The following is an 18,397-nucleotide window of genomic DNA, read 5'->3' as shown; positions in this document are numbered from 1 at the left end:
GCTGGAGACATGGGTCCCGCCGTGGCCTAAGAGAGGAATCGAATTGTTACAAGGGTGAAAACTTAGTCGTCAAGCTCGAACGTAAGCTCCTTGTAGCCCGGACGGTCGATGACCTTGGCATGGACGCCAACGGTCTCGCCCGCCATGAGTTTGGCGCGAATCTCGGGGGCCTTCTTCTTGGTAATGCCGTAGATGACGTAGGTGTACTGAGAACCCTCGTCGATATCAACGGCGCCGTAGGCGTACTTGCCATACTCCTTAAGGTAGGGCTTGTCGTTCTGCGGACCAGGCAAGGTAAAATCGATCAGATGGCCGTGACCGGAAACCTGGACCCAATCGGTCTTGTGATAGCCGCAGGCATTGCAGGCAAGGTGGGGCGGAAACTCGACGGCTCCGCACTCGGGGCATTGGCGCGCCCAATAGATGCCCTCTTCAAGACCCGTGTAGAACTTCTTGACCACGGGCTCCATATCTTTGAGTTGCATGAGAATACTCCTTATGGGAAATCGAAAACCGCGGTCGCTTAGGCGACGGTACGAAGAATCTGGCAGCGCACGTTCTGAGAACCGCCAAAACCGCGCAGGAACGCCGTCTCGGGAACCTTCTTCATCTGGGTAGCACCGGCGACGCCACGCATCTGCTTGACGGCCTCAACGATATCGGCGATGCCGGATGCACCATGGGCGTGACCGAAGTTGCAACGACCACCGTGCGGGTTGATGGGCTTATCGCCGTCAAAAGCGGTGCGACCATCGATCGCGTACTTCCAAGCCTCGCCGCGCGGAATATAGCCGCACTCCTCAGCCGAGACGATCTCGGAAGCAAGGAAGAAGTCATTGCACATAAACAGGTCGATCTCGTCGGGGCTCACGCCGGTAAGGTCGTAGACCTGCTTGGCGGCAAGCTCGGTAGCCCAGTGCTCGTTGTGAAGCAGGCCGGCCTCGACCGCAGAAGCGCCCGTACCCAAAACCTCAATAGGCGCATACGGCACGCCCATGGCCTTGGCCTTCTCCGTGGGCATCACGACAACAGCTGCGGCACCGTCGCATTTCTTCTCAAAGCCGGTAACTCGCAGGTACTGCGTAACGCGCGGGTTATACATGCTCTTGAGATACTCGTCGGCGGTATCGAACCCGGCTGCCTTCGCGTCCTCCTCGACCGTAGTCTCGTACCAGGCAAGGGGATTCAGGACGGCACCGCGGCGAAGGCTCTTGGTAAGGCCGTTCAGGGCGTCATCAATCTGATCGGCGGTAAGGTCGTACTGCATCGAATACTCGTTGATCCAGTTGTCGAACGACACGCCAAAGGCGCCGTCGAGCGGGCGACCATACGCGCGGTCATAGATCTTATCGAGCGAGGGAATCATGACGTCGAGCGTAAAGTCCTGACGAATATGGGAGGGCATATGCTCGACGGGAAGAGTCGAAGCCAAATCGCAGGCACCCGTAAGGACAACGTCGTAAGCACCGGAAGCAACCGCCATCACGGCCTGCTCAAGGGCGACGTAACCCGTGCAGCAAGCCTCGGAATGATGGACGGAGCCCTTGGCACGAACGCCAAACCAATCGGCAACCTGCATGTTGGGGGTAATGCAATCGCCAACGAGATACGGATTGGCGCTGCCGTGATAGAAAAAGTCGATATCGCGGGGCTCAAGACCGGCATCGGCAATTGCCTCGAGGGCCGCATAGCCAAACGCCTCGCCCTCGCCAATACCCTGGGTCTCGGGATGCTCCTCAAAATCCTTGAACGGGGTGCAGCCCACGCCTACAATCGAGACGCTGCGCATGTTCTTTCCGAGCGTAACCACTGAATATCACATCCTAATCATGTGAAGGTGTACGGAGTGATGGCGCAGTCCGGCCGCGAGCGAAGGTGAGAGAGCGCTCGCGGCTTTTCTGTGCCGTCACACGTTGAACTACTGCAGTGGTTCTTTTGAACGTAGCTTTAGTTTATGAGGGGTTAAACGAGACACGTGAGACAAAAAGCCCCGATGTGTCCCATCATATGGGACGCATCGGGGCTAAGCGTTCCAAATAGCAGATAAACGGACTCGTATTATTTGAGCTAATGATCAGAGATATCTAAAACTAGCCCTGAATACAACCGTTTATCCCCAAATATCGACCGCTCACGCGACTGGCCTTTCAAAATCGGGAATACGTGGGTGTCGATGACGCGATGCATCGTCGACAAAGAGCGGTGCGTAGAACATGCGATTGAGGGCGGCGGCAACGGTGCGCGCCTCAAGGTCGGGCCGGGCCTCGAGCCAATACTGAATGAGGTTATGGTGGCCCGCAAGCGCAAATGCTAGATACAGGTCGAGGTCCGTTTCATCGGAAAATGTCGAGCGAAGCCGATTGCGAAAATAGTCATGCATAAAGATCGTTGCCTTGTGAGCAAACACGGGGTCGCCGTTATCGCTGTTAAGCGCCAAAACTTTCGAGCGATTAGTCTTGAGGATCTCCATGCGCTTGATCATCGTGGGCGTAGGGTCCAGCTGCGCATCGCCAAAGCGAGCCTCCAGCGCAACATCATTGATGTCCTGCATATTCTGGAGCAGCTCATCTTCAAAACGTTTAACCACATCATCGACAGAGCGATAACAGCGATAGAACGTCGATTTGGATGTATGGGCAAGGCGAAGTACCTCGGCCACCTTAATCGACTGCACCGGAGTTGTCGCCATAAGTTCAAAGACGGCATCCTCGATCCGTGAAGCAATATCGTTTTGAGCGTTCAGTGACATGGCGGCCTTCCCTATTGGCGATTGGCTCCTATGCTACCCGAAAGGCATGCTCCTTGACGACGATACGAGGCTTAGAGCGTGCCGCACAAGAGATGAGACAGCGACCGTATGTCACCGACGAAGTATTCCATCCGCCGGGCATGCCATCTTTGCGAGGGTCAATCGAAAACCCCACGCCTTCAGCCTTGAGGATGGCCTCGATGCTCGTCCACGTCTGACTCATGCGAAGATTGCGTTCTTGCAAATTGGGAGCAGCGTTAATCCACGCGCGCTCGTCATCGTTCACCATACGCCCAACCGCAACGGGAGCAATCTCATCGATCGCCTCGATATCCACGCCAATAGGTCCTCCAACCGACCGAGCAACATCGGAAACAGCGAGGACAACCATGCCTCCACCATGTGAAATGGAAATAGAGGGCGCCTCCCCATCCGCAAGCTCGATCTTGCCGAAAGCAGAACGCGCAAGCTGGGTGTCGTCGAAGACACCCAGGGCGTCGCGAAGCAGCAGACCCACGCCTGCAGCTTCCCTCCGAGACGCAATTGGGAGATCACCGTTGGAAGCACGTAAGGCATAGCGTCCCGCGATTAATGCCATATCAACGGTCTCGCCGAGATCGATCGCAGAAACATCAACGAGATGTACGGTTATATTCAAAATGGTCAACCCCCACTCGATTGAGATGACAAGGCTAAACAGACGCTCAGAACCGCTCTTTCATGAATCGAGGTACCTTTTGCCGGCGATTTGGCGACCCATTTGGCGACCAAAACAAAACAGCCCAGAGGACATAGCCTCTGAGCTGCGAACATTTGGTGGGCGTTAGAAGATTTGAACTTCTGACCTCTTCCGTGTCAGGGAAGCGCTCTCCCCCTGAGCTAAACGCCCAAATGGAGCGGACAACGGGGCTCGAACCCGCGACCCCAACCTTGGCAAGGTTGTGCTCTACCAACTGAGCCATGTCCGCCTGCGAGGATTTAATATACGGGATGATCCACCCAAATGCAAGAACTATTTTCGAATAATTTGGAAAAAGTTCGAGGCCAAACAACGGGTACGAAAAAACCCGGCTACCGTGGTAGTCGGGCTGTTGCGCTTGGAGCGGACAACGGGGCTCGAACCCGCGACCCCAACCTTGGCAAGGTTGTGCTCTACCAACTGAGCCATGTCCGCATATGTAAAACAAAACGGGCGCCGGAGCGCCCGGATGTTGCCTGGAGGCGAAGCCCGGATTCGAACCGGGGGTAAAGGCTTTGCAGGCCTCTGCCTTACCACTTGGCCACTTCGCCGAAAAAGGACCGCTTGAGACGGTCCGGAAATGCAATGGAGCGGACAACGGGGCTCGAACCCGCGACCCCAACCTTGGCAAGGTTGTGCTCTACCAACTGAGCCATGTCCGCTTGCGGGTTATTAATTTACGCGAGTTGCCCAAAAGACGCAAGTACTTTTTTCAAAAAAGTTGTCCGCCACATGCTCTTGGCAGATAAACATGTCAAAACGATTTACTAGGCGCACGATTCCAACGTTCCGCTAAACAGCTTGACCATCCGAACGCGCGTACCGGCACCATCCGTACGACGGGCAACCTCCACGTTGTCGACCAACATGCGCATGAGCTTGATTCCACGCCCGCGTTCCTCAGTCGTAACCGGCTCACTCGACCCGTCGATCGAATAGCCCGCCCCACGGTCGACGACCTCAATCACGACGCGATCGCCGTAGGCCTGAACCGTCAGGATGCATCCGATACCGTCCGCATGGTCATACGCGTTGCCCAGCGCCTCGCCCGATGCCAATGCGACGTCATAGCGCTCGTCACGACGCAGCGGAAGCGATTCAAGCAGCTCGGCAATACGGTGTCGGTAGTACGGAAGATTCTCGATGCCCTGGCGCACCTCGACGCTCTTGCTCCAGCGCGGCAACTCCCCCACCGGAATGGCAGGAATTGACTCGCGCGGCGGCCCTGCAACATGGAGGATGTCGACAAGTCGGGCAATCTCCAAAAAGCGAACAACCTCATCGGACGCATTAACAAGCGAAAGCAAGCCCTCGCGCCTCATGAGCTCCCTGGCACGCGTGAGCAAAAACGCCAAGCCCGTCGAATCGATGAAGCTCACAGTCTGGCAATTGATGACAACACGACGCACGCCCCGGCCGATCAAATTATCCAACCGTCGGCGCAACGCGGTCACCGAGGCGATGTCGATATCGCCCGGTGGCGTCAAAACCGCTATGTCATTCCACTCATTCATACGACCATGGTTCCCCAAAAGAGTTCGCTCGATGCATACGTATCTGTAACTGCGAAGATTTTGCCCGTCAAGCGTCGCGGTCTACGATCGACCTCGTAAAAATTCAAGGGAAACCAGCGCGATGTCATCGTCCAGCGCCGACTCGGTAAAGCGGTCAAGCTCGCCCAAGACCTTACCGCAGATTCCCGATACGCCCTCACCCGAGACAGAGAGCAGAAGGTCGCGAAGGCGCTGCTCGCCAAAGAAAGCACCCGAGCGATCGCGTGCTTCAATCGTTCCGTCGGTATACATAAAGAGCATGTCACCAGGAGCGAACGTAAAGGCGCCCGTCTCGTACACCATGCTTTCAAAGGCACCGATTACGCCCGATTGACACCCAAGGAGCTCCACCTCTCCCCCTCGGGCTTCCGTGCCGCCAAGCGGCGTCGACGACGGTCTGATGACCATGGTGGGAGGATGTCCCGCCGAGCAATAGGTAGCTCGGCCCGCTTTAAGATCGATCTTGGCGATAAACGCCGTCACAAACGTCTCGACCCTCGAAAAGCCCATGAGCATACTATTGAGCGAGCGGGCCATGCGTGCGGGCCCCGCGCCCTCCCAGGCATAAGCCGTCAACGCTGTCTTAACGAGCGCCGACATCGACGCCGCCTCGATTCCCTTGCCGGACACATCACCCAAAATCATAACGGCGCAATCGTCGGGAAGACGAACAAGCGTATAGAAGTCGCCGCCGACCAACGCCGAATTCGTTGCCGATAGGTATACCGAATCGGTTGCGATACCCGGAACGTCACTAAGCGAATTTCTCATGCCAATCTGAAGCGTCTGAGCGATATGGCGCTCTTCGCGCTTTTGAGACTCGCCCTCATAGATCAACTCAAAGTCGTGCGCCAAATGCACCATGTAGTCGTATTCGAGATCGTCGATTGGCTCCTGGCTGCCATCGCGGAGCAGCAAGGCGCGCGTCGTCGGTCCCTTGGCGACATCAGCGGGAACAATCGCATCGTTGCTTCGCTTGCCATCCGCCTCCAAGCGATAGCGCCCCGCCTCGATACCAGAGTCGACATATAGTCCCTGGCACGGCAGGCCGTGAGCCCTCAGCCATGTACCCATAGGCGTGGATTCGTCCACACGCGTTAGACGCACGTGTTTAAGATCGTCAGCGCTCGTCCCGCCCAGCACCGATGTCTCGAACCCATCAGAAGTTGCCCCCAGGCGCGCCGCTGGCGTCGTGACAGAAAAGAAGAGCGACTCCGGATTGCCCGGCAACGCCACACGACTGCCGCCCTCAAAATCGATGACATAGGATTCGAGGCCCGCATCATACTCCACGGGGCAGAAATGACAATTGAGCACGGCGCAGATTTCCGACGACACGGCACGCGAGGCGGCAACAGGATCATCAAGATAGGCAAACAACTCATCACGCAGCACATTGAGCGAGCGGCCGAGCTCTGCCGTACGACGCGAACGCAGGCTCGATGCCATGCCGACCAGCTGAATGGACAGGTAATCGCAAATGACTTCGAGCACGTTGACGTCATAGGCAAGCGGCGCCTGCGGACGTTTCCAACCGACCTCCAATACGCCAAGAACCTGAGTGCCGTAAAACACGGGAAGGCAGATCTCGCTACGATATGGGGGCATATCTTGCACGCGTAGCAGGTGCTTAGAACGATTGTCCAAGTCCATGAACATACCCGAGGCGACTCGATCGCCCTCCAGGTCCTGTTGAATCGACAAGCGGCACGCACGCGACTCGCGAAGCACATACGTCGGGATGCCTGCGCCATACGGCATAAACTCGGGCAGGTAGCTGTCATGCAGCTCCTTAGAAACGCCGCGAAGCTTAAACCCGCCGCTCTCAGAAAAATAAATAGCAGCACCCGATGCATCGAGCGTCCCCACGAGCTGATTCAAAACGGTATCCAGCAAACTAGGTAGTTCATCGGAGCCCACCGTGCTCATAATGACCGACAACGTGCCCGAGAGGCGCTTATTCGCCACCCTGAGCTCCGAAAGTGCGCGCTTGAGCTGACGATCGTGCGAATACTGTTCTTCGATGCTATGGAGCGCCACCAGGACGCGCGGCGCGCGGCGGCCAAAGATGCGAGGCGGTGCAACCGAGCCGGCACGAACGAGGACGGGAATAAAGGAACCGTCGCTTAGCTTGAGCATCAACTCGCTCTCGGTTCCATTGATCTCAAACGGAAGACGGTGCTCTGTCGCGCGCTCAAATGCCGAAGAGTACAAGAGATCTTTAACGTCGCCATTGATCACATCGGGACGCTCTTCACACATCAGGTCGAGCAATCGATTATTCACATGCAAAATGGTTCCGTCGAGCTCGCAGATGATGACCGCATCGCTCGTGATCTCGACCAACTGGGCAACGTCTGCCCACTCGTTGCGCTCAAGCGTTTCCATCGTGAACCTCACCGTCTATCGGTAACAAAAAAGCCTCCGAAGAGGCTCCTCAAATGCGATGGTGTCGGAGGCGGGACTTGAACCCGCATGACCAAAAAGCGGTCACTAGCACCTCAAGCTAGCGCGTCTGCCAATTCCGCCACTCCGACATGCTATGTTGTTGATTCGCGGTTCGTTTTGTTGGACCCGCGCGTTCAACGAGGAAGATAATAACCTATGTTTCGAGAGCTGCGCAAGCACTTTTTTCAAAAAAGTTTACAAATTTGTAAATGCGCAGGTAGATTCGTATGTCCGGTCCCGAATCGGTGTTGCCTCCCGGCGCGTCCTCGGGCATGAGCGATATTTTGCTTTGCACTTCGTGCTGCAAAATATCGCTCCCCCTGCGGAATGCGCCGGGAGGCAACACCGATTCGGGACCTATGTCCACGTTCTTCAAGCACAGTTCTCAAACATGTTCTGGGGCTGGTATAAATTTAGTGGCTCGGCTTTGCCGAGCCGTTATATGGGGAGGCCGGAGCTAAAGCTCCGGCCTCACTAACTTTCCCATTAGATTAAGTGAGCGAGCGAGGAATCGCACTCCCCCTGCCGAGTTAACGTAGGGCCCGCCCTGGTGTTACTTTTCAGAACACTCCGCAGGACGGAGGAAGCCCCGCAGCGCGTAGCGCGCAGCGGGGCTTCCGACATGTCCGAGGACGTTCTGAAAAGTAACACCAGGGCGGGCCCGGACAATAACAACCGACTACAGGTCGATGTGCGATTCCTTGATCGGGAACGGCTCGGCGAAGTGGCACGCGCAGCAGTGACCCGGGGCAACTTCCTTAAACTCAGGAAGCTTCTCGGAGCAGATGCCCTGCGCGATCGGGCAGCGCGTGTGGAAACGGCATCCGGTCGGCGGATCCAGCGGCGACGGCGGATCGCCAGCGAGAATGATGCGCTTGCGGGTCTTCTGGATATCCGGATCGGGCACCGGCACAGCAGACAGCAGCGACTGCGTGTACGGGTGGTGCGGCTCACTGTAGAGCGTCTTCCAGTCCGAAACCTCGACCATCTTGCCCAGATACATAACGGCAACGCGATCAGAAATGTGCTGCACGACAGAGAGGTCGTGAGCAATGAAGAGATAAGCCGTACCGAACTTGTCCTGGAGCTCCTTAAGAAGGTTCAGAACCTGGGCCTGAATGGATACGTCAAGTGCAGAGACGGGCTCGTCGCAGATGATCAGCTTGGGCTTCAGAGCGAACGCGCGGGCGATGCCGACACGCTGGCGCTGGCCGCCCGAGAACTCGTGCGGATAGCGGTTGATGTGCTCGGGGTTCAGACCGACGACGTCCAGCAGCTCGCGGACGCGCTCGATACGCTCTTCCTTGGTACCCACGCCATGAATGGTCATGGGCTCAGAAACAATCTCGCCGATGGTCATGCGAGGGTTGAGCGAAGCATAGGGGTCCTGGAAGATGAACTGCATCTCGCGACGCATATCCTTGATCTCGTGCTTGCTCATCTCGGCAACGTCTTTGCCCTGGAAGAACACTTTGCCTGCCGTCGGCTTGGTCAGGCGCATGATGGTGCGGCCCGTGGTGGACTTACCGCAGCCAGACTCGCCGACCAGGCCAAAGGTCTCGCCCGGATAAATCTCGAACGAAATGTCATTCACAGCAGAGACGACACGCTTGGAGAAGCGCTTGGCGAACATGCCGGACTCAGCGGGGAACTCCTTAGAGAGGTGCTCGACCTTAAGCAGCGGAGTACGCTCGTTGGTATCTGCCATTACGCCTCGCCTCCCTTCTTGGAATCCTTGCGGGTACGGGACGTCTCAGGAGCGTTCTTGAGGAACTCGGGGTCACCGGAGTAGTGGCACGCAGAGTAATGACCAGACTCGGTAACAACGCGCTCGGGGCGCTGCTTGCGGCACTTGTCCGTCGCATAGGGGCAACGAGGCGAGAACACGCAACCCTCGGGCAGGTTCATGAGCGAGGGCGGGTTGCCGTGAATCGGCGTAAGCGGCTTCTTCTCATCGATAGCCTGCTCCGGGATGGAGCGGATAAGACCCCAGGTGTAGGGATGGCGGCTCTCGTAGAAGATTTCCTCAGCAGTACCGAACTCGACGGGACGACCGGCGTACATAACCATGATCTTATCGGCCATATCGGCGACAACACCTAGGTCATGGGTAATCATGATAATGGCGTTGCCGTTCTTCTCCTGCATCTCCTGCATGAGCTCGATAATCTGAGCCTGAATGGTAACGTCCAGAGCAGTCGTGGGCTCGTCGGCAATCAGAATATCGGGATCGCAGGCAAGAGCCATAGCGATCATGACACGCTGACGCATGCCGCCGGAGAACTGGTGCGGATACTCGTTGACGCGCTTCTCGGGCTCGGGGATACCAACGAGGTCCAAAAGCTCGGTGGCACGCTTGAGCGCCTCCTGCTTGGAGTAGCCACGGTGCAGACGAAGGCCCTCGCCCACCTGCTTACCGATCTTATAGACCGGGTTAAGGGAGGTCATAGGATCCTGGAAGATCATCGCGATATCGTTACCGCGAATGTGTTGCATCTCTTCCTCGGTCATCTCGAGGATGGAACGACCGCGATAGCGAACGTCACCGCCCTCAATCTTTCCCGGAGGCATCGAGATAAGGCCCATGATGGTCATGGCGGTCACGGACTTACCAGAGCCGGACTCACCGACGACACCCAGGGTCTCACCGCGATCGAGCGTGTAGGACACACCATCGACGGCGCGAACGACGCCATCCTCGGTGTGGAAATACATCTTAAGGTCATCGACCTCGAGCAGATGCTGGCCCTCGGGAACCGGCTGGTCCTTCAGGTCCACATAGTTCTTGTTCTTCTTCATCCTTATGCGTCCTTCATCTTGACGTCGAGGGCGTCGCGCAGACCGTCACCAAGCAGAGTGAAGGCGAGCACCGTCGAGAGAATTGCCAGACCGGGCATGATCATCATCCAGGGAGCAGTCAGAAGATACTGCTGACCGTCCTGAATCATGGAGCCCCACGAAGGCGTAGGCGGGATAACGCCCATGCCAAGGAAGGACAGAGCGGACTCGGTCAGAATAGCGCCACCAATGTTCATGGTCGCATAGACCACGATAGAAGCAACGGAGTTCGGGAAGATATGGCGCATAACGATACGGGCATCGGATGCACCCATAGCGCGAGCGGCGTCAACATAGTCGTTCTCTTTGACCGTCAGGATCGCGGATCGGAAGACGCGCGCAATCGAAGGCCAGCCGAGAATACCGATGGCGATAAAGACGTTCTGAAGACCACGGCCGATAACGGCGATCATGGCGACAACGAATAGGACGTACGGGAACGCCAGGAAGATGTCCGCGCAGCGCATGATGATCGTATCCCAGATGCCACCATAGAAACCGGCGAGGGCGCCCATGACCAGACCGATCACCGTGGAGATGGCGGTGGCCATAATACCGACGGAAAGCGAAACGCGTGCACCGTAGATAACACGGACGAGAATGTCACGACCAAGGGAGTCGGTGCCAAACGGGTGCTCGGCACACGGAGCCAACAGCGAAGTCTCGGCCATGGTAGTCGAGTCGGAGGCCGTCGGCGAACCGAGCCAGGGCTTAGCCCACAAATCGGCGGTCAGGGCAACCACAACAACGATGATGATCCAGCAGACACCGATAACGGCGAGCTTGTTCTTACGAAGACGCTTGAAAGCGTCGCCCCACAGCGTGCGGGACTTGGCGGGAGCAGATGCGGCCTTGGTGGCGGTAGCCTGCCCCTGAGACTGAGAATCAGTTTCCTGCATGAGACGTACCTCCCTTAAGCCTTATCCGACGGACCGCCAAGGCGGATGCGCGGGTCGAGGAATGCATAGCTAATGTCGACGAGCAGGTTGATCACCATAACGACGACAACGATGAGCGTAACGCCGCCCATAACGATGGGCCAGTCGCGCATGCTGATGGCGCGGTAGACCTCATAGCCAATACCGGGCCAGTTAAAGACCGTCTCGGTCAGGATGGCGCCCGAAAGCATGGCGCCGAAGTCGACACCAATATAGGTAACGACGGGGATGAGTGCATTCTTAAGCGCATGCTTGATGATGATCGCACGATTGGAGAGACCCTTGGCCTTTGCTGTGCGGATGTAATCCTGGTTCATGACGTCGAGCAGCTGCGAGCGCATGATGCGGGCAGCATAGGCGGTCGAAACCGAAGCCAGCGTAATGGTCGGAAGCACATAGTGCATCCAATCCTGATACTGAGAGCTGGAACCACCAGCACCCGAGATCGGCATGGAGAACGCGCCGCCGGTGGCATCCTTGAGGATGACACCAAAGAACAGCTGCAACAACATGCCGAGCCAGAAGGCAGGAACGGCAACGAGGATCGACGTGGTCAGCGTTACCAAAATATCCCAGAAGGAGTAACGCTTTACTGCCGAAATGATACCCGCACCGATACCCATGATTGCCTCGAGCACGATGGCGCACGCGGCAAGTTTGACCGTATACGGATACTTCTGGGCAAAGATTTCCGTAACCGGCAGCTTGCGCTGATACGAATTGCCCAGATCGCCATGAAGCAGGCCGTTCATGTAATACAAGTAACGGTCCACGAGCGACGTTTGAACGGGGTCGCCGTTCTCGTCAAGAATCGCGTTGCCATCCTCGTCCGACTGGACCAGGTGATAGCGAACGCGAAGCTGAAGCTCCACCTCGGGGGACAGAGCCTTGTCTCCACCGATCAGCTTGATCGGATCTCCCGGCACGATATTCTGGAGGGCGAACAGAATCAGCGTGACGCCCAAAAACACCGGGATGAACTGAAGCACACGTTTAACGATGTACTTACCCATACCACTCCCCTATCTAGGGATTAACCTAAATGGGATGCCGATCGCCAGACCGGCATCCCAAAATTACCATCAGCCAGTTTACCCCAGGTTAGGGGGAACTGTATGTTTCCCATGAGGTCTACGTAAATACTTGACCCTCACGGAAGCTGCAACTCTTAGGCGAGCTCAGCGGTACCCAGATCGGCGTGCTTCTGCGGATCAACATAGAGGTGCTTGATGCGATCGGAGCCGGCGATGGTGTGCGTGTAGAACATCACCGGGATGACCGGGCAGTCGGCAGCGACCATAGCGTCGGCCTCCTGCATCTTGGCGATACGCTCATCGTCGTCAACCGTGGTACGAGCCTCGTCAACCTTAGCGTCGAACTCGGGGTTGCTGTAACCGGAACGGTTGTCGCCGCCGAGGGAGTCGGAGTGGAACAACGGGTACAGGAAGTTGTCCATAATCGGGTAGTCGGCGATCCAGCCCAGACGACCAAACTGATAGTTGAAGTTCTGATACTGCTCGAGCAGGGCAGACCACTCAGGGGTATCGGAAGTAGCGGTAACGCCCACCTTGGCGAGGTCACCGATGATGGACTCCATGATCTCCTTGTGTCCACCGTCCTGGTTGTAGGACAGGGTCACGTTGATGCCGCGGTCGCCGTTGGCGCCGGCAGGAGCAACCTTGTCGAGGTACTCGTTGGCCTTATCAACGTTGTACTCGCAGAACTCCCATGCGCCCTCCTTGTAGCCGGCGATTCCCGGAGGAACGATGCCGTCAGCGGGGGTACGGGTGCCCTTGAAGATGGTCTTGCAGATGGCCTCACGGTTGATGGCCAGGGAGATGCCCCTACGCAGGTCAGCGTTGTTGAACGGCTCGGCCGTGTTGTTGCAGGTCAGGTAGTACGTGGAAGGCTCGGCGCCGAGCAGCATGCGCTCGCCGTCACCCATGGTGTAGCCGTCCTTGGACACGCCGCGATCCTTCTTGGCGGCGTCGATCTGAGCAACGGGAACGTCGCAGACATCGAGGTTACCGGCCTGGAACTCCTTGTAAGCGGTCTCCATGTCCTTGATGACCTGGAAGTGAATGCCATCGATCTTGGCCTTGTCGCCATAGTAATCGTCGAACTTCTTGAGGTTGATCTCCTGACCATCCTCCCACTTGCCGTCCATCATGAACGGGCCGTTACCGATCGGGGCAAGGTAGAAGCTCTTGACATCGGACTCGGCGCACTCGGGAACCGGGGCCAGAGCCGGGTGAGAGGCGACGAAGGGGAAGTCGGCGTAAGCGGAAGACAGCTTGACGACGAGGGTCTCATCGTCGGGGCAAGTAACACCGCTGAGCTCGGTAGCGTTACCGGCAAGCAGATCGTCATAGCCCTCGACCATGGAAAGGTGATAGGAGACCTCGGAAGGACCATACTCGGTAGCGATGGCCGACTTGGTGTTGACCAGACGCTCCCAACCGAGCTTGAAGGACTTGGAGGTAACGTCGTCACCGTTGTGGAACTTGGCCTTCTTGATCTTGAAGGTGAACTCGGTGGCGTCATCGTTGGCCTCGAAGGACTCGCAAGCCAGCGGGACAATCTCGCCCTTCTCGTTGTCGTAGGTGGTCAGAGCGTCGAACAGCTGGTAGTTGACCTGAGTGCCCTGATCCTCCTGGACGTTGTAGGGGTCGATGCAAACCGGGTTGTTAATGTAGAAGTTCAGCGTCGAACCGGACTCAGAACCGGAAGCGTCGCCGCCCTTCTTGCCGCATGCGGCAAGAAAAGCCATGGAGCTCGCAGCAAGGGTGCCGCCAACAAAGGCGCGACGACCCATAACGGGCTGGTGGAACATAGAATCAGCCATGCCATCCTCCTTATGAGATAGGACAAAGTGAATTCGATTGGGCAACGTCGAGACAACCCGATCGAACCATTCAAACGCGGTCCGCCGTTATGGCTGGTTATGCAATGCGGGCCAACGTTTGCAATACAGTAGCGCATTTTATGCACAATTTGGCGCTGATTCCGGTTAACGGTCGAGAATTTCTTTAGTTAGGCGAAGTATGTGGGGATATTTTGACCCTGTTACAAACATGTAAACAAAAAGGGTCCCGCACTTGCGGAACCCTTTTCAAGCGTATATGCAACTCGAGCTTAGTAGCCCACGATGCCCTGGGGGAAGAAGAACATGCACAGCACGACGCACACGGCAAACACGACAGCCATGATAACGGTCAGGCGGTCCAGGTTCTGCTCCATAACGCCCGTGGCAGAGGTGGAATTATACAGAGAGCTAGCGATCATATCCGAAACACCGGTGCCCTTACCGGAGTGCATCAGAACGAGAATCGTCAGCGCCACGGCAGACACAGCCCAAACGACAAACAGAAGAATCTGGAACGGACCCATAGATAAGCTCCTTAATAGAACAATTCAAACTCCAGTACTGTACCACAACCTCAAGCACTCCCCCATCTGCCATTTGGGGACGGGGTGGAAATAGCGCAAAAGGGGGTTGCCCGGACGTGGACAACCCCCTTACAAGAAAACGTTAGTTGTTTTCTTTAGGCCTCGGTGGCGAGCACGCGACCCGTCATCTCGGCGGAAGGCTCAAGACCAGCAATGGTGAGCATGGTCGGAGCGATATCGGAGAGACGACCGTCCTCGATACCGGTAAGCTTGGCCTTCTCATCAACGATGATGAACGGCACACGGTTGGTGGTGTGAGCCGTAAACGGATGCTTAGAACCGTCGGTAGCGACGTCAAACATGTGGTCGGCGTTGCCATGGTCGGCGGTGATCAGCGCAAAGCCGCCCTTGGCGAGAATCGCCGGGACAACCTTGGAGAGAGCCTCGTCAACGGCCTCGACAGCCTTGACGGCAGCATCGAACACGCCGGTGTGACCAACCATGTCGCAGTTCGCGAAGTTCACGATGTAGAAGTCAGCGCGATCCTCGTTAATAGCGGCGACGAGCTTCTCGGTAACCTCGGGAGCGCTCATCTCGGGCTGCAGATCGTAGGTAGCAACCTTGGGGGAAGCGACGAGCACGCGTTCCTCGCCCTCCTTGGGCTCCTCGATGCCACCGTTGAGGAAGAACGTCACGTGGGCGTACTTCTCGGTCTCGGCGGTGTGCAGCTGCTTCAAGCCATTGGCTGCGATGACGTCGGCCAGGACGTTCTCGGGGAACGTCTTGGGGAAGGCGACCTCAACGTCAAACGTCGGATCGTACTCGGTCATCGTCACAAAGTGCGAAAGCTTGATCTGCTCACGCTCAAAGCCGTCGAACTCCTTGTCCGTGAAAACGCGGGTCATCTGACGGGCGCGGTCGGGACGGAAGTTGAAGAAGATGGCCGCGTCGCCCTCGTGGATGCCCTCGTTGTGGGCAGCGAAGGGCTCGACGAACTCGTCGCCGCGCGGGTCCTTCTCGTAGTAGGCCTTGATTCCGGCAACGGGGTCGGTATCGGCATCGGACGCGTTGACCATGACGTCGTAGGCGCGCTGGATGCGCTCCCAACGATTATCGCGGTCCATGGCCCAATAACGGCCCGAGACGGTGGCAACACGAGCGTCGCAACCGGTCTCCTCGGAGATCTTAGCCAGGAAGGCGCAGAACTCGCTCATGTAGCCGGCACCGGACTGCGGATCGACGTCGCGGCCATCCATAAAGGCGTGAACGCGAACGGTCTTGATCCCATGCTGGGCAGCCATCTTGACCAGAGCCTCGACGTGGTTCATGTGGGAGTGAACGCCGCCAGGGCTCATAAGGCCCATAAGGTGAAGGGTCTTACCCTCGGCCTTGACATCGTCCATAGCCTTGACGAAAACCTCGTTCTTGGCGATGGAGCCATCCTTGATGGCGTTGTTGATGCGCGAAAGTTCCTGGAAGACGATGCGGCCGGCACCGATGTTGAGGTGGCCCACCTCGGAGTTGCCCATCTGGCCGTCGGGAAGGCCCACGTCCTCGCCCGAAGCGCCGAGCGTGGTGTGAGGATACTTCTCGTACAGGCTATCAAGGAAGGGCGTCTTGGCAGCGGCGACGGCGTTCTCGCCATCGGCCGGAGCCAGGCCGCAGCCATCCATGATGATCAGGAGTGCAGGAAGGTGACGCTGTGCCATATGTCCTACTCGCCTGCCTTGACGACCATAGAGGCGAAGTCGGCAGCCTTGAGCGAAGCGCCGCCCACGAGGGCGCCGTCAACGTCGGGCTTGGCGACGAGCTCGGCGATGTTGCCGGGCTTGGCAGAACCACCATAGAGAACGCGGATGCCGTTAGCGAGCTCCTCGCCGAACATCTCCTTGAGGGTCTCACGGATAGCGCCGCAGACCTCCTGGGCGTCCTCAGCGGTAGCGGTCTTGCCGGTGCCGATGGCCCAGATGGGCTCGTAAGCGACGACGACCTGCTTGGGGCAGGTGATCTCAAGACCAGCAAGGCCAGCCTTGACCTGGTTCACGACGTGCTCGACATAGGTGCCAGCCTCGCGGACCTCGAGGGACTCGCCGCAGCAGAAGACGGGAACAAGACCAGCGGCAACGAGAGCCTTGGCCTTCTTGTTCTGGTCCTCATCGGTCTCGTGGAAGTAGTCGCGACGCTCGGAGTGACCGATGATGCAGTAGGTGCAGCCAGCGGACTTGAGCATATCGCAAGAGGACTCACCGGTGAAGGCACCCTTGGCCTCCCAGTACACGTTCTGTGCACCGAGGGCAATGGGGGCAGCCTGAATGCGGTCATGAACCGTGGTGATGTCGATGGTCGGAGGGCACACGAGCACCTCGACGCCAGCCGGAACCTCGGGCAGAGCCTGAGCCAGCTCGTCGGCGAGCTTGGCGGCCTCGGCGACGTCGTTGTTCATCTTCCAGTTACCAGCGATAAGAAGGGTGCGATTAGGCATCGAGAAGCGCCTCCACTCCGGGCAGGGCCTTACCCTCGACGAGCTCCATGGAAGCGCCACCACCGGTGGAGATCCAGCTCATCTTGTCGGCCAGGTTGAACTTGTTGACAGCTGCGACAGAGTCGCCGCCGCCGATGATCGAGGTGCAGTCGGCCTCGGCGACAGCTTCGGCGATAGCCTGAGTGCCGTGAGCGAAGTTGTCGAACTCGAAGACGCCCATGGGGCCATTCCAGAACACAGTCTTGGCGCCCTTGACGGCCTCGGCGTAGAGCTCCTCGGTCTTGGGGCCGATGTCCATGCCCTCGCGGTCATCGGGGATAGCGTCAGAAGCGACAACCTCGGGGACAGCGTCCTCGCCAAAGTGATCGGCAACGCGGTTGTCGATGGGGAGCAGGATCTTGACGCCCTTCTCCTCGGCCTTCTTGAGCATCTCGCCGGCGCGCTCGACCCAGTCCTCTTCCTTGAGGGACTGACCGACGGTCAGGCCCTGAGCCAGGAAGAAGGTGTAGGCCATGCCGCCACCGATGATCAGGGTATCAGCGGAGTCGATGAGGTGATCGAGAACGCCAATCTTGGAGGAAACCTTGGAACCGCCGACGATAGCGACGAAGGGGCGCTCGGGCTCGGCGAAGATGCCGGTCAGCGTGTCGACCTCCTTCTCGAGCAGGAAGCCAGCGACTGCGGGCAGGTAAGCGGCGGGGCCCACAACGGAACCCTGGGCGCGGTGAGCGGTACCGAAGGCATCGAGGACGAAGACGTCGCCATAGGAAGCGAGGATCTTGGCGATCTCGGGATCGTTCTTCTTCTCACGCTTGTCAAAACGGACGTTCTCGAGAACGAGGACCTTGCCCGGCTCGACGGCGGCGACAGCCTCAGCAGCCTTCTCGCCGTAGGTGTCGGCGACAAAGGCAACGTCGAGACCAGAGAGCTCAGCAAGCTTCTTGGCGACGGGCTCGAGGGACAGCTCGGGCTGGAAGCCGGTGCCCTCGGGACGGCCGAGGTGGCTCATGAGGATGACGCGAGCATTGTGCTCAACGAGATAGTTGATGGTGGGCAGGGCAGCCTTGATGCGGGTGGTGTCGCCAACGACGCCATCCTTGATAGGCACGTTGAAGTCAACGCGGACGAGAACGCGCTTGCCGTCGACATCGATGTCGCGGACGGTCTTCTTGGTAAAGGCCATGTTTGCTTCTACCTTTCGTACGTGTCTGCCTTCCATTACGGCAGACGATTTCCTATAAAAAGGGCGCGACCTTAGGG

Annotated in this window: 15 protein-coding genes and 6 tRNA genes; all 21 read right to left on the bottom strand. The window is 57.7% G+C overall.

Translation table 11 applies throughout. From position 1 onward, the window contains the following. Positions 1–62 precede the first annotated feature (62 nt). The gene (locus tag DW123_RS03700; RefSeq protein ID WP_117583871.1) at positions 63–485 is read right to left on the bottom strand and encodes a Zn-ribbon domain-containing OB-fold protein; all 423 of its coding nucleotides are present in this window, start codon (positions 483–485) and stop codon (positions 63–65) included. A gap of 38 nt (positions 486–523) precedes the next feature. Next, positions 524–1,810 carry a thiolase family protein gene (locus tag DW123_RS03695; protein ID WP_233502238.1) on the bottom strand — a complete coding sequence of 429 codons (1,287 nt, stop codon included), beginning with the start codon at positions 1,808–1,810 and terminating at the stop codon, positions 524–526. Between the two features lie 321 nt (positions 1,811–2,131). Further along, complete coding sequence (locus tag DW123_RS03690; protein WP_118273469.1) at positions 2,132–2,749, bottom strand: TetR/AcrR family transcriptional regulator C-terminal domain-containing protein; 618 nt, start codon at positions 2,747–2,749, stop codon at positions 2,132–2,134. Positions 2,750–2,777: 28 nt separating this feature from the next. Next, the gene (locus tag DW123_RS03685) at positions 2,778–3,407 is read right to left on the bottom strand and encodes a 4'-phosphopantetheinyl transferase superfamily protein (RefSeq protein ID WP_147326617.1); all 630 of its coding nucleotides are present in this window, start codon (positions 3,405–3,407) and stop codon (positions 2,778–2,780) included. Between the two features lie 156 nt (positions 3,408–3,563). Further along, positions 3,564–3,638, bottom strand: a tRNA-Val gene (locus DW123_RS03680). A 3-nt stretch (positions 3,639–3,641) separates the two neighbouring features. Continuing rightward, positions 3,642–3,717: transfer RNA gene (locus DW123_RS03675), tRNA-Gly, on the bottom strand. A gap of 130 nt (positions 3,718–3,847) precedes the next feature. Next, positions 3,848–3,923, bottom strand: a tRNA-Gly gene (locus DW123_RS03670). Positions 3,924–3,965: 42 nt separating this feature from the next. Further along, a tRNA-Cys gene (locus DW123_RS03665) sits at positions 3,966–4,039 on the bottom strand. A gap of 35 nt (positions 4,040–4,074) precedes the next feature. Then, a tRNA-Gly gene (locus DW123_RS03660) sits at positions 4,075–4,150 on the bottom strand. Between the two features lie 105 nt (positions 4,151–4,255). Then, positions 4,256–5,002, bottom strand: a complete 747-nt coding sequence (locus DW123_RS03655) for an anti-sigma factor antagonist (protein WP_117735335.1) — start codon at positions 5,000–5,002, stop codon at positions 4,256–4,258. A gap of 81 nt (positions 5,003–5,083) precedes the next feature. Continuing rightward, positions 5,084–7,429 (bottom strand): GAF domain-containing SpoIIE family protein phosphatase, encoded by a 2,346-nt coding sequence (locus DW123_RS03650; protein WP_118273468.1) that lies wholly within the window; start codon positions 7,427–7,429, stop codon positions 5,084–5,086. Positions 7,430–7,488: 59 nt separating this feature from the next. Then, positions 7,489–7,578: transfer RNA gene (locus tag DW123_RS03645), tRNA-Leu, on the bottom strand. 590 nt (positions 7,579–8,168) lie between these two features. Beyond that, on the bottom strand, positions 8,169–9,197 hold the full coding sequence (locus tag DW123_RS03640) for an ABC transporter ATP-binding protein (protein ID WP_022094888.1): 1,029 nt from the start codon (positions 9,195–9,197) through the stop codon (positions 8,169–8,171). After that, complete coding sequence (locus tag DW123_RS03635; protein WP_117564867.1) at positions 9,197–10,288, bottom strand: ABC transporter ATP-binding protein; 1,092 nt, start codon at positions 10,286–10,288, stop codon at positions 9,197–9,199. The genes DW123_RS03640 and DW123_RS03635 overlap by 1 nt, the downstream gene beginning before the upstream one ends. Positions 10,289–10,290: 2 nt before the next feature. Beyond that, complete coding sequence (locus DW123_RS03630; RefSeq protein WP_117735337.1) at positions 10,291–11,226, bottom strand: ABC transporter permease; 936 nt, start codon at positions 11,224–11,226, stop codon at positions 10,291–10,293. A gap of 14 nt (positions 11,227–11,240) precedes the next feature. Continuing rightward, the gene (locus DW123_RS03625) at positions 11,241–12,278 is read right to left on the bottom strand and encodes an ABC transporter permease (RefSeq protein WP_117735338.1); all 1,038 of its coding nucleotides are present in this window, start codon (positions 12,276–12,278) and stop codon (positions 11,241–11,243) included. Positions 12,279–12,433: 155 nt separating this feature from the next. Continuing rightward, complete coding sequence (locus DW123_RS03620) at positions 12,434–14,110, bottom strand: ABC transporter substrate-binding protein (RefSeq protein WP_117735339.1); 1,677 nt, start codon at positions 14,108–14,110, stop codon at positions 12,434–12,436. Between the two features lie 290 nt (positions 14,111–14,400). Continuing rightward, positions 14,401–14,655 carry a preprotein translocase subunit SecG gene (gene secG / locus DW123_RS03615; RefSeq protein ID WP_117735340.1) on the bottom strand — a complete coding sequence of 85 codons (255 nt, stop codon included), beginning with the start codon at positions 14,653–14,655 and terminating at the stop codon, positions 14,401–14,403. Between the two features lie 155 nt (positions 14,656–14,810). Continuing rightward, positions 14,811–16,364: a 2,3-bisphosphoglycerate-independent phosphoglycerate mutase gene (gpmI, locus tag DW123_RS03610; protein ID WP_118273467.1), complete on the bottom strand. Its 1,554-nt coding sequence runs from the start codon at positions 16,362–16,364 to the stop codon at positions 14,811–14,813. A 5-nt stretch (positions 16,365–16,369) separates the two neighbouring features. Beyond that, positions 16,370–17,137 (bottom strand): triose-phosphate isomerase, encoded by a 768-nt coding sequence (gene tpiA, locus DW123_RS03605; RefSeq protein ID WP_022094882.1) that lies wholly within the window; start codon positions 17,135–17,137, stop codon positions 16,370–16,372. After that, positions 17,130–18,320, bottom strand: coding sequence for a phosphoglycerate kinase (pgk, locus tag DW123_RS03600; protein WP_117735343.1), 1,191 nt, complete (start codon positions 18,318–18,320; stop codon positions 17,130–17,132). Before pgk ends, tpiA begins: the two co-directional genes overlap by 8 nt. Between the last annotated feature and the right edge of the window lie 77 nt (positions 18,321–18,397).

The sequence above is a fragment of the Collinsella sp. AM10-26 genome (assembly GCF_003472525.1).
Taxonomy (GTDB): Bacteria; Actinomycetota; Coriobacteriia; order Coriobacteriales; family Coriobacteriaceae; genus Collinsella.
The sequence above is the reverse complement of the archived record's forward strand: the minus strand, read 5'-3'. Positions and strand labels throughout refer to the sequence as shown.

Bases quoted from the DNA above. Each gene is read 5' to 3' on its own strand.
- DW123_RS03700 (WP_117583871.1), bottom strand. From the start codon at position 485: ATGCAACTCAAAGATATGGAGCCCGTGGTCAAGAAGTTCTACACGGGT.
- DW123_RS03690 (WP_118273469.1), bottom strand. From the start codon at position 2,749: ATGTCACTGAACGCTCAAAACGATATTGCTTCACGGATCGAGGATGCC.
- DW123_RS03655 (WP_117735335.1), bottom strand. From the start codon at position 5,002: ATGAATGAGTGGAATGACATAGCGGTTTTGACGCCACCGGGCGATATC.
- DW123_RS03650 (WP_118273468.1), bottom strand. From the start codon at position 7,429: ATGGAAACGCTTGAGCGCAACGAGTGGGCAGACGTTGCCCAGTTGGTC.
- DW123_RS03640 (WP_022094888.1), bottom strand. From the start codon at position 9,197: ATGGCAGATACCAACGAGCGTACTCCGCTGCTTAAGGTCGAGCACCTC.
- DW123_RS03635 (WP_117564867.1), bottom strand. From the start codon at position 10,288: ATGAAGAAGAACAAGAACTATGTGGACCTGAAGGACCAGCCGGTTCCC.
- DW123_RS03630 (WP_117735337.1), bottom strand. From the start codon at position 11,226: ATGCAGGAAACTGATTCTCAGTCTCAGGGGCAGGCTACCGCCACCAAG.
- DW123_RS03625 (WP_117735338.1), bottom strand. From the start codon at position 12,278: ATGGGTAAGTACATCGTTAAACGTGTGCTTCAGTTCATCCCGGTGTTT.
- DW123_RS03620 (WP_117735339.1), bottom strand. From the start codon at position 14,110: ATGGCTGATTCTATGTTCCACCAGCCCGTTATGGGTCGTCGCGCCTTT.
- secG (WP_117735340.1), bottom strand. From the start codon at position 14,655: ATGGGTCCGTTCCAGATTCTTCTGTTTGTCGTTTGGGCTGTGTCTGCC.
- gpmI (WP_118273467.1), bottom strand. From the start codon at position 16,364: ATGGCACAGCGTCACCTTCCTGCACTCCTGATCATCATGGATGGCTGC.
- tpiA (WP_022094882.1), bottom strand. From the start codon at position 17,137: ATGCCTAATCGCACCCTTCTTATCGCTGGTAACTGGAAGATGAACAAC.
- pgk (WP_117735343.1), bottom strand. From the start codon at position 18,320: ATGGCCTTTACCAAGAAGACCGTCCGCGACATCGATGTCGACGGCAAG.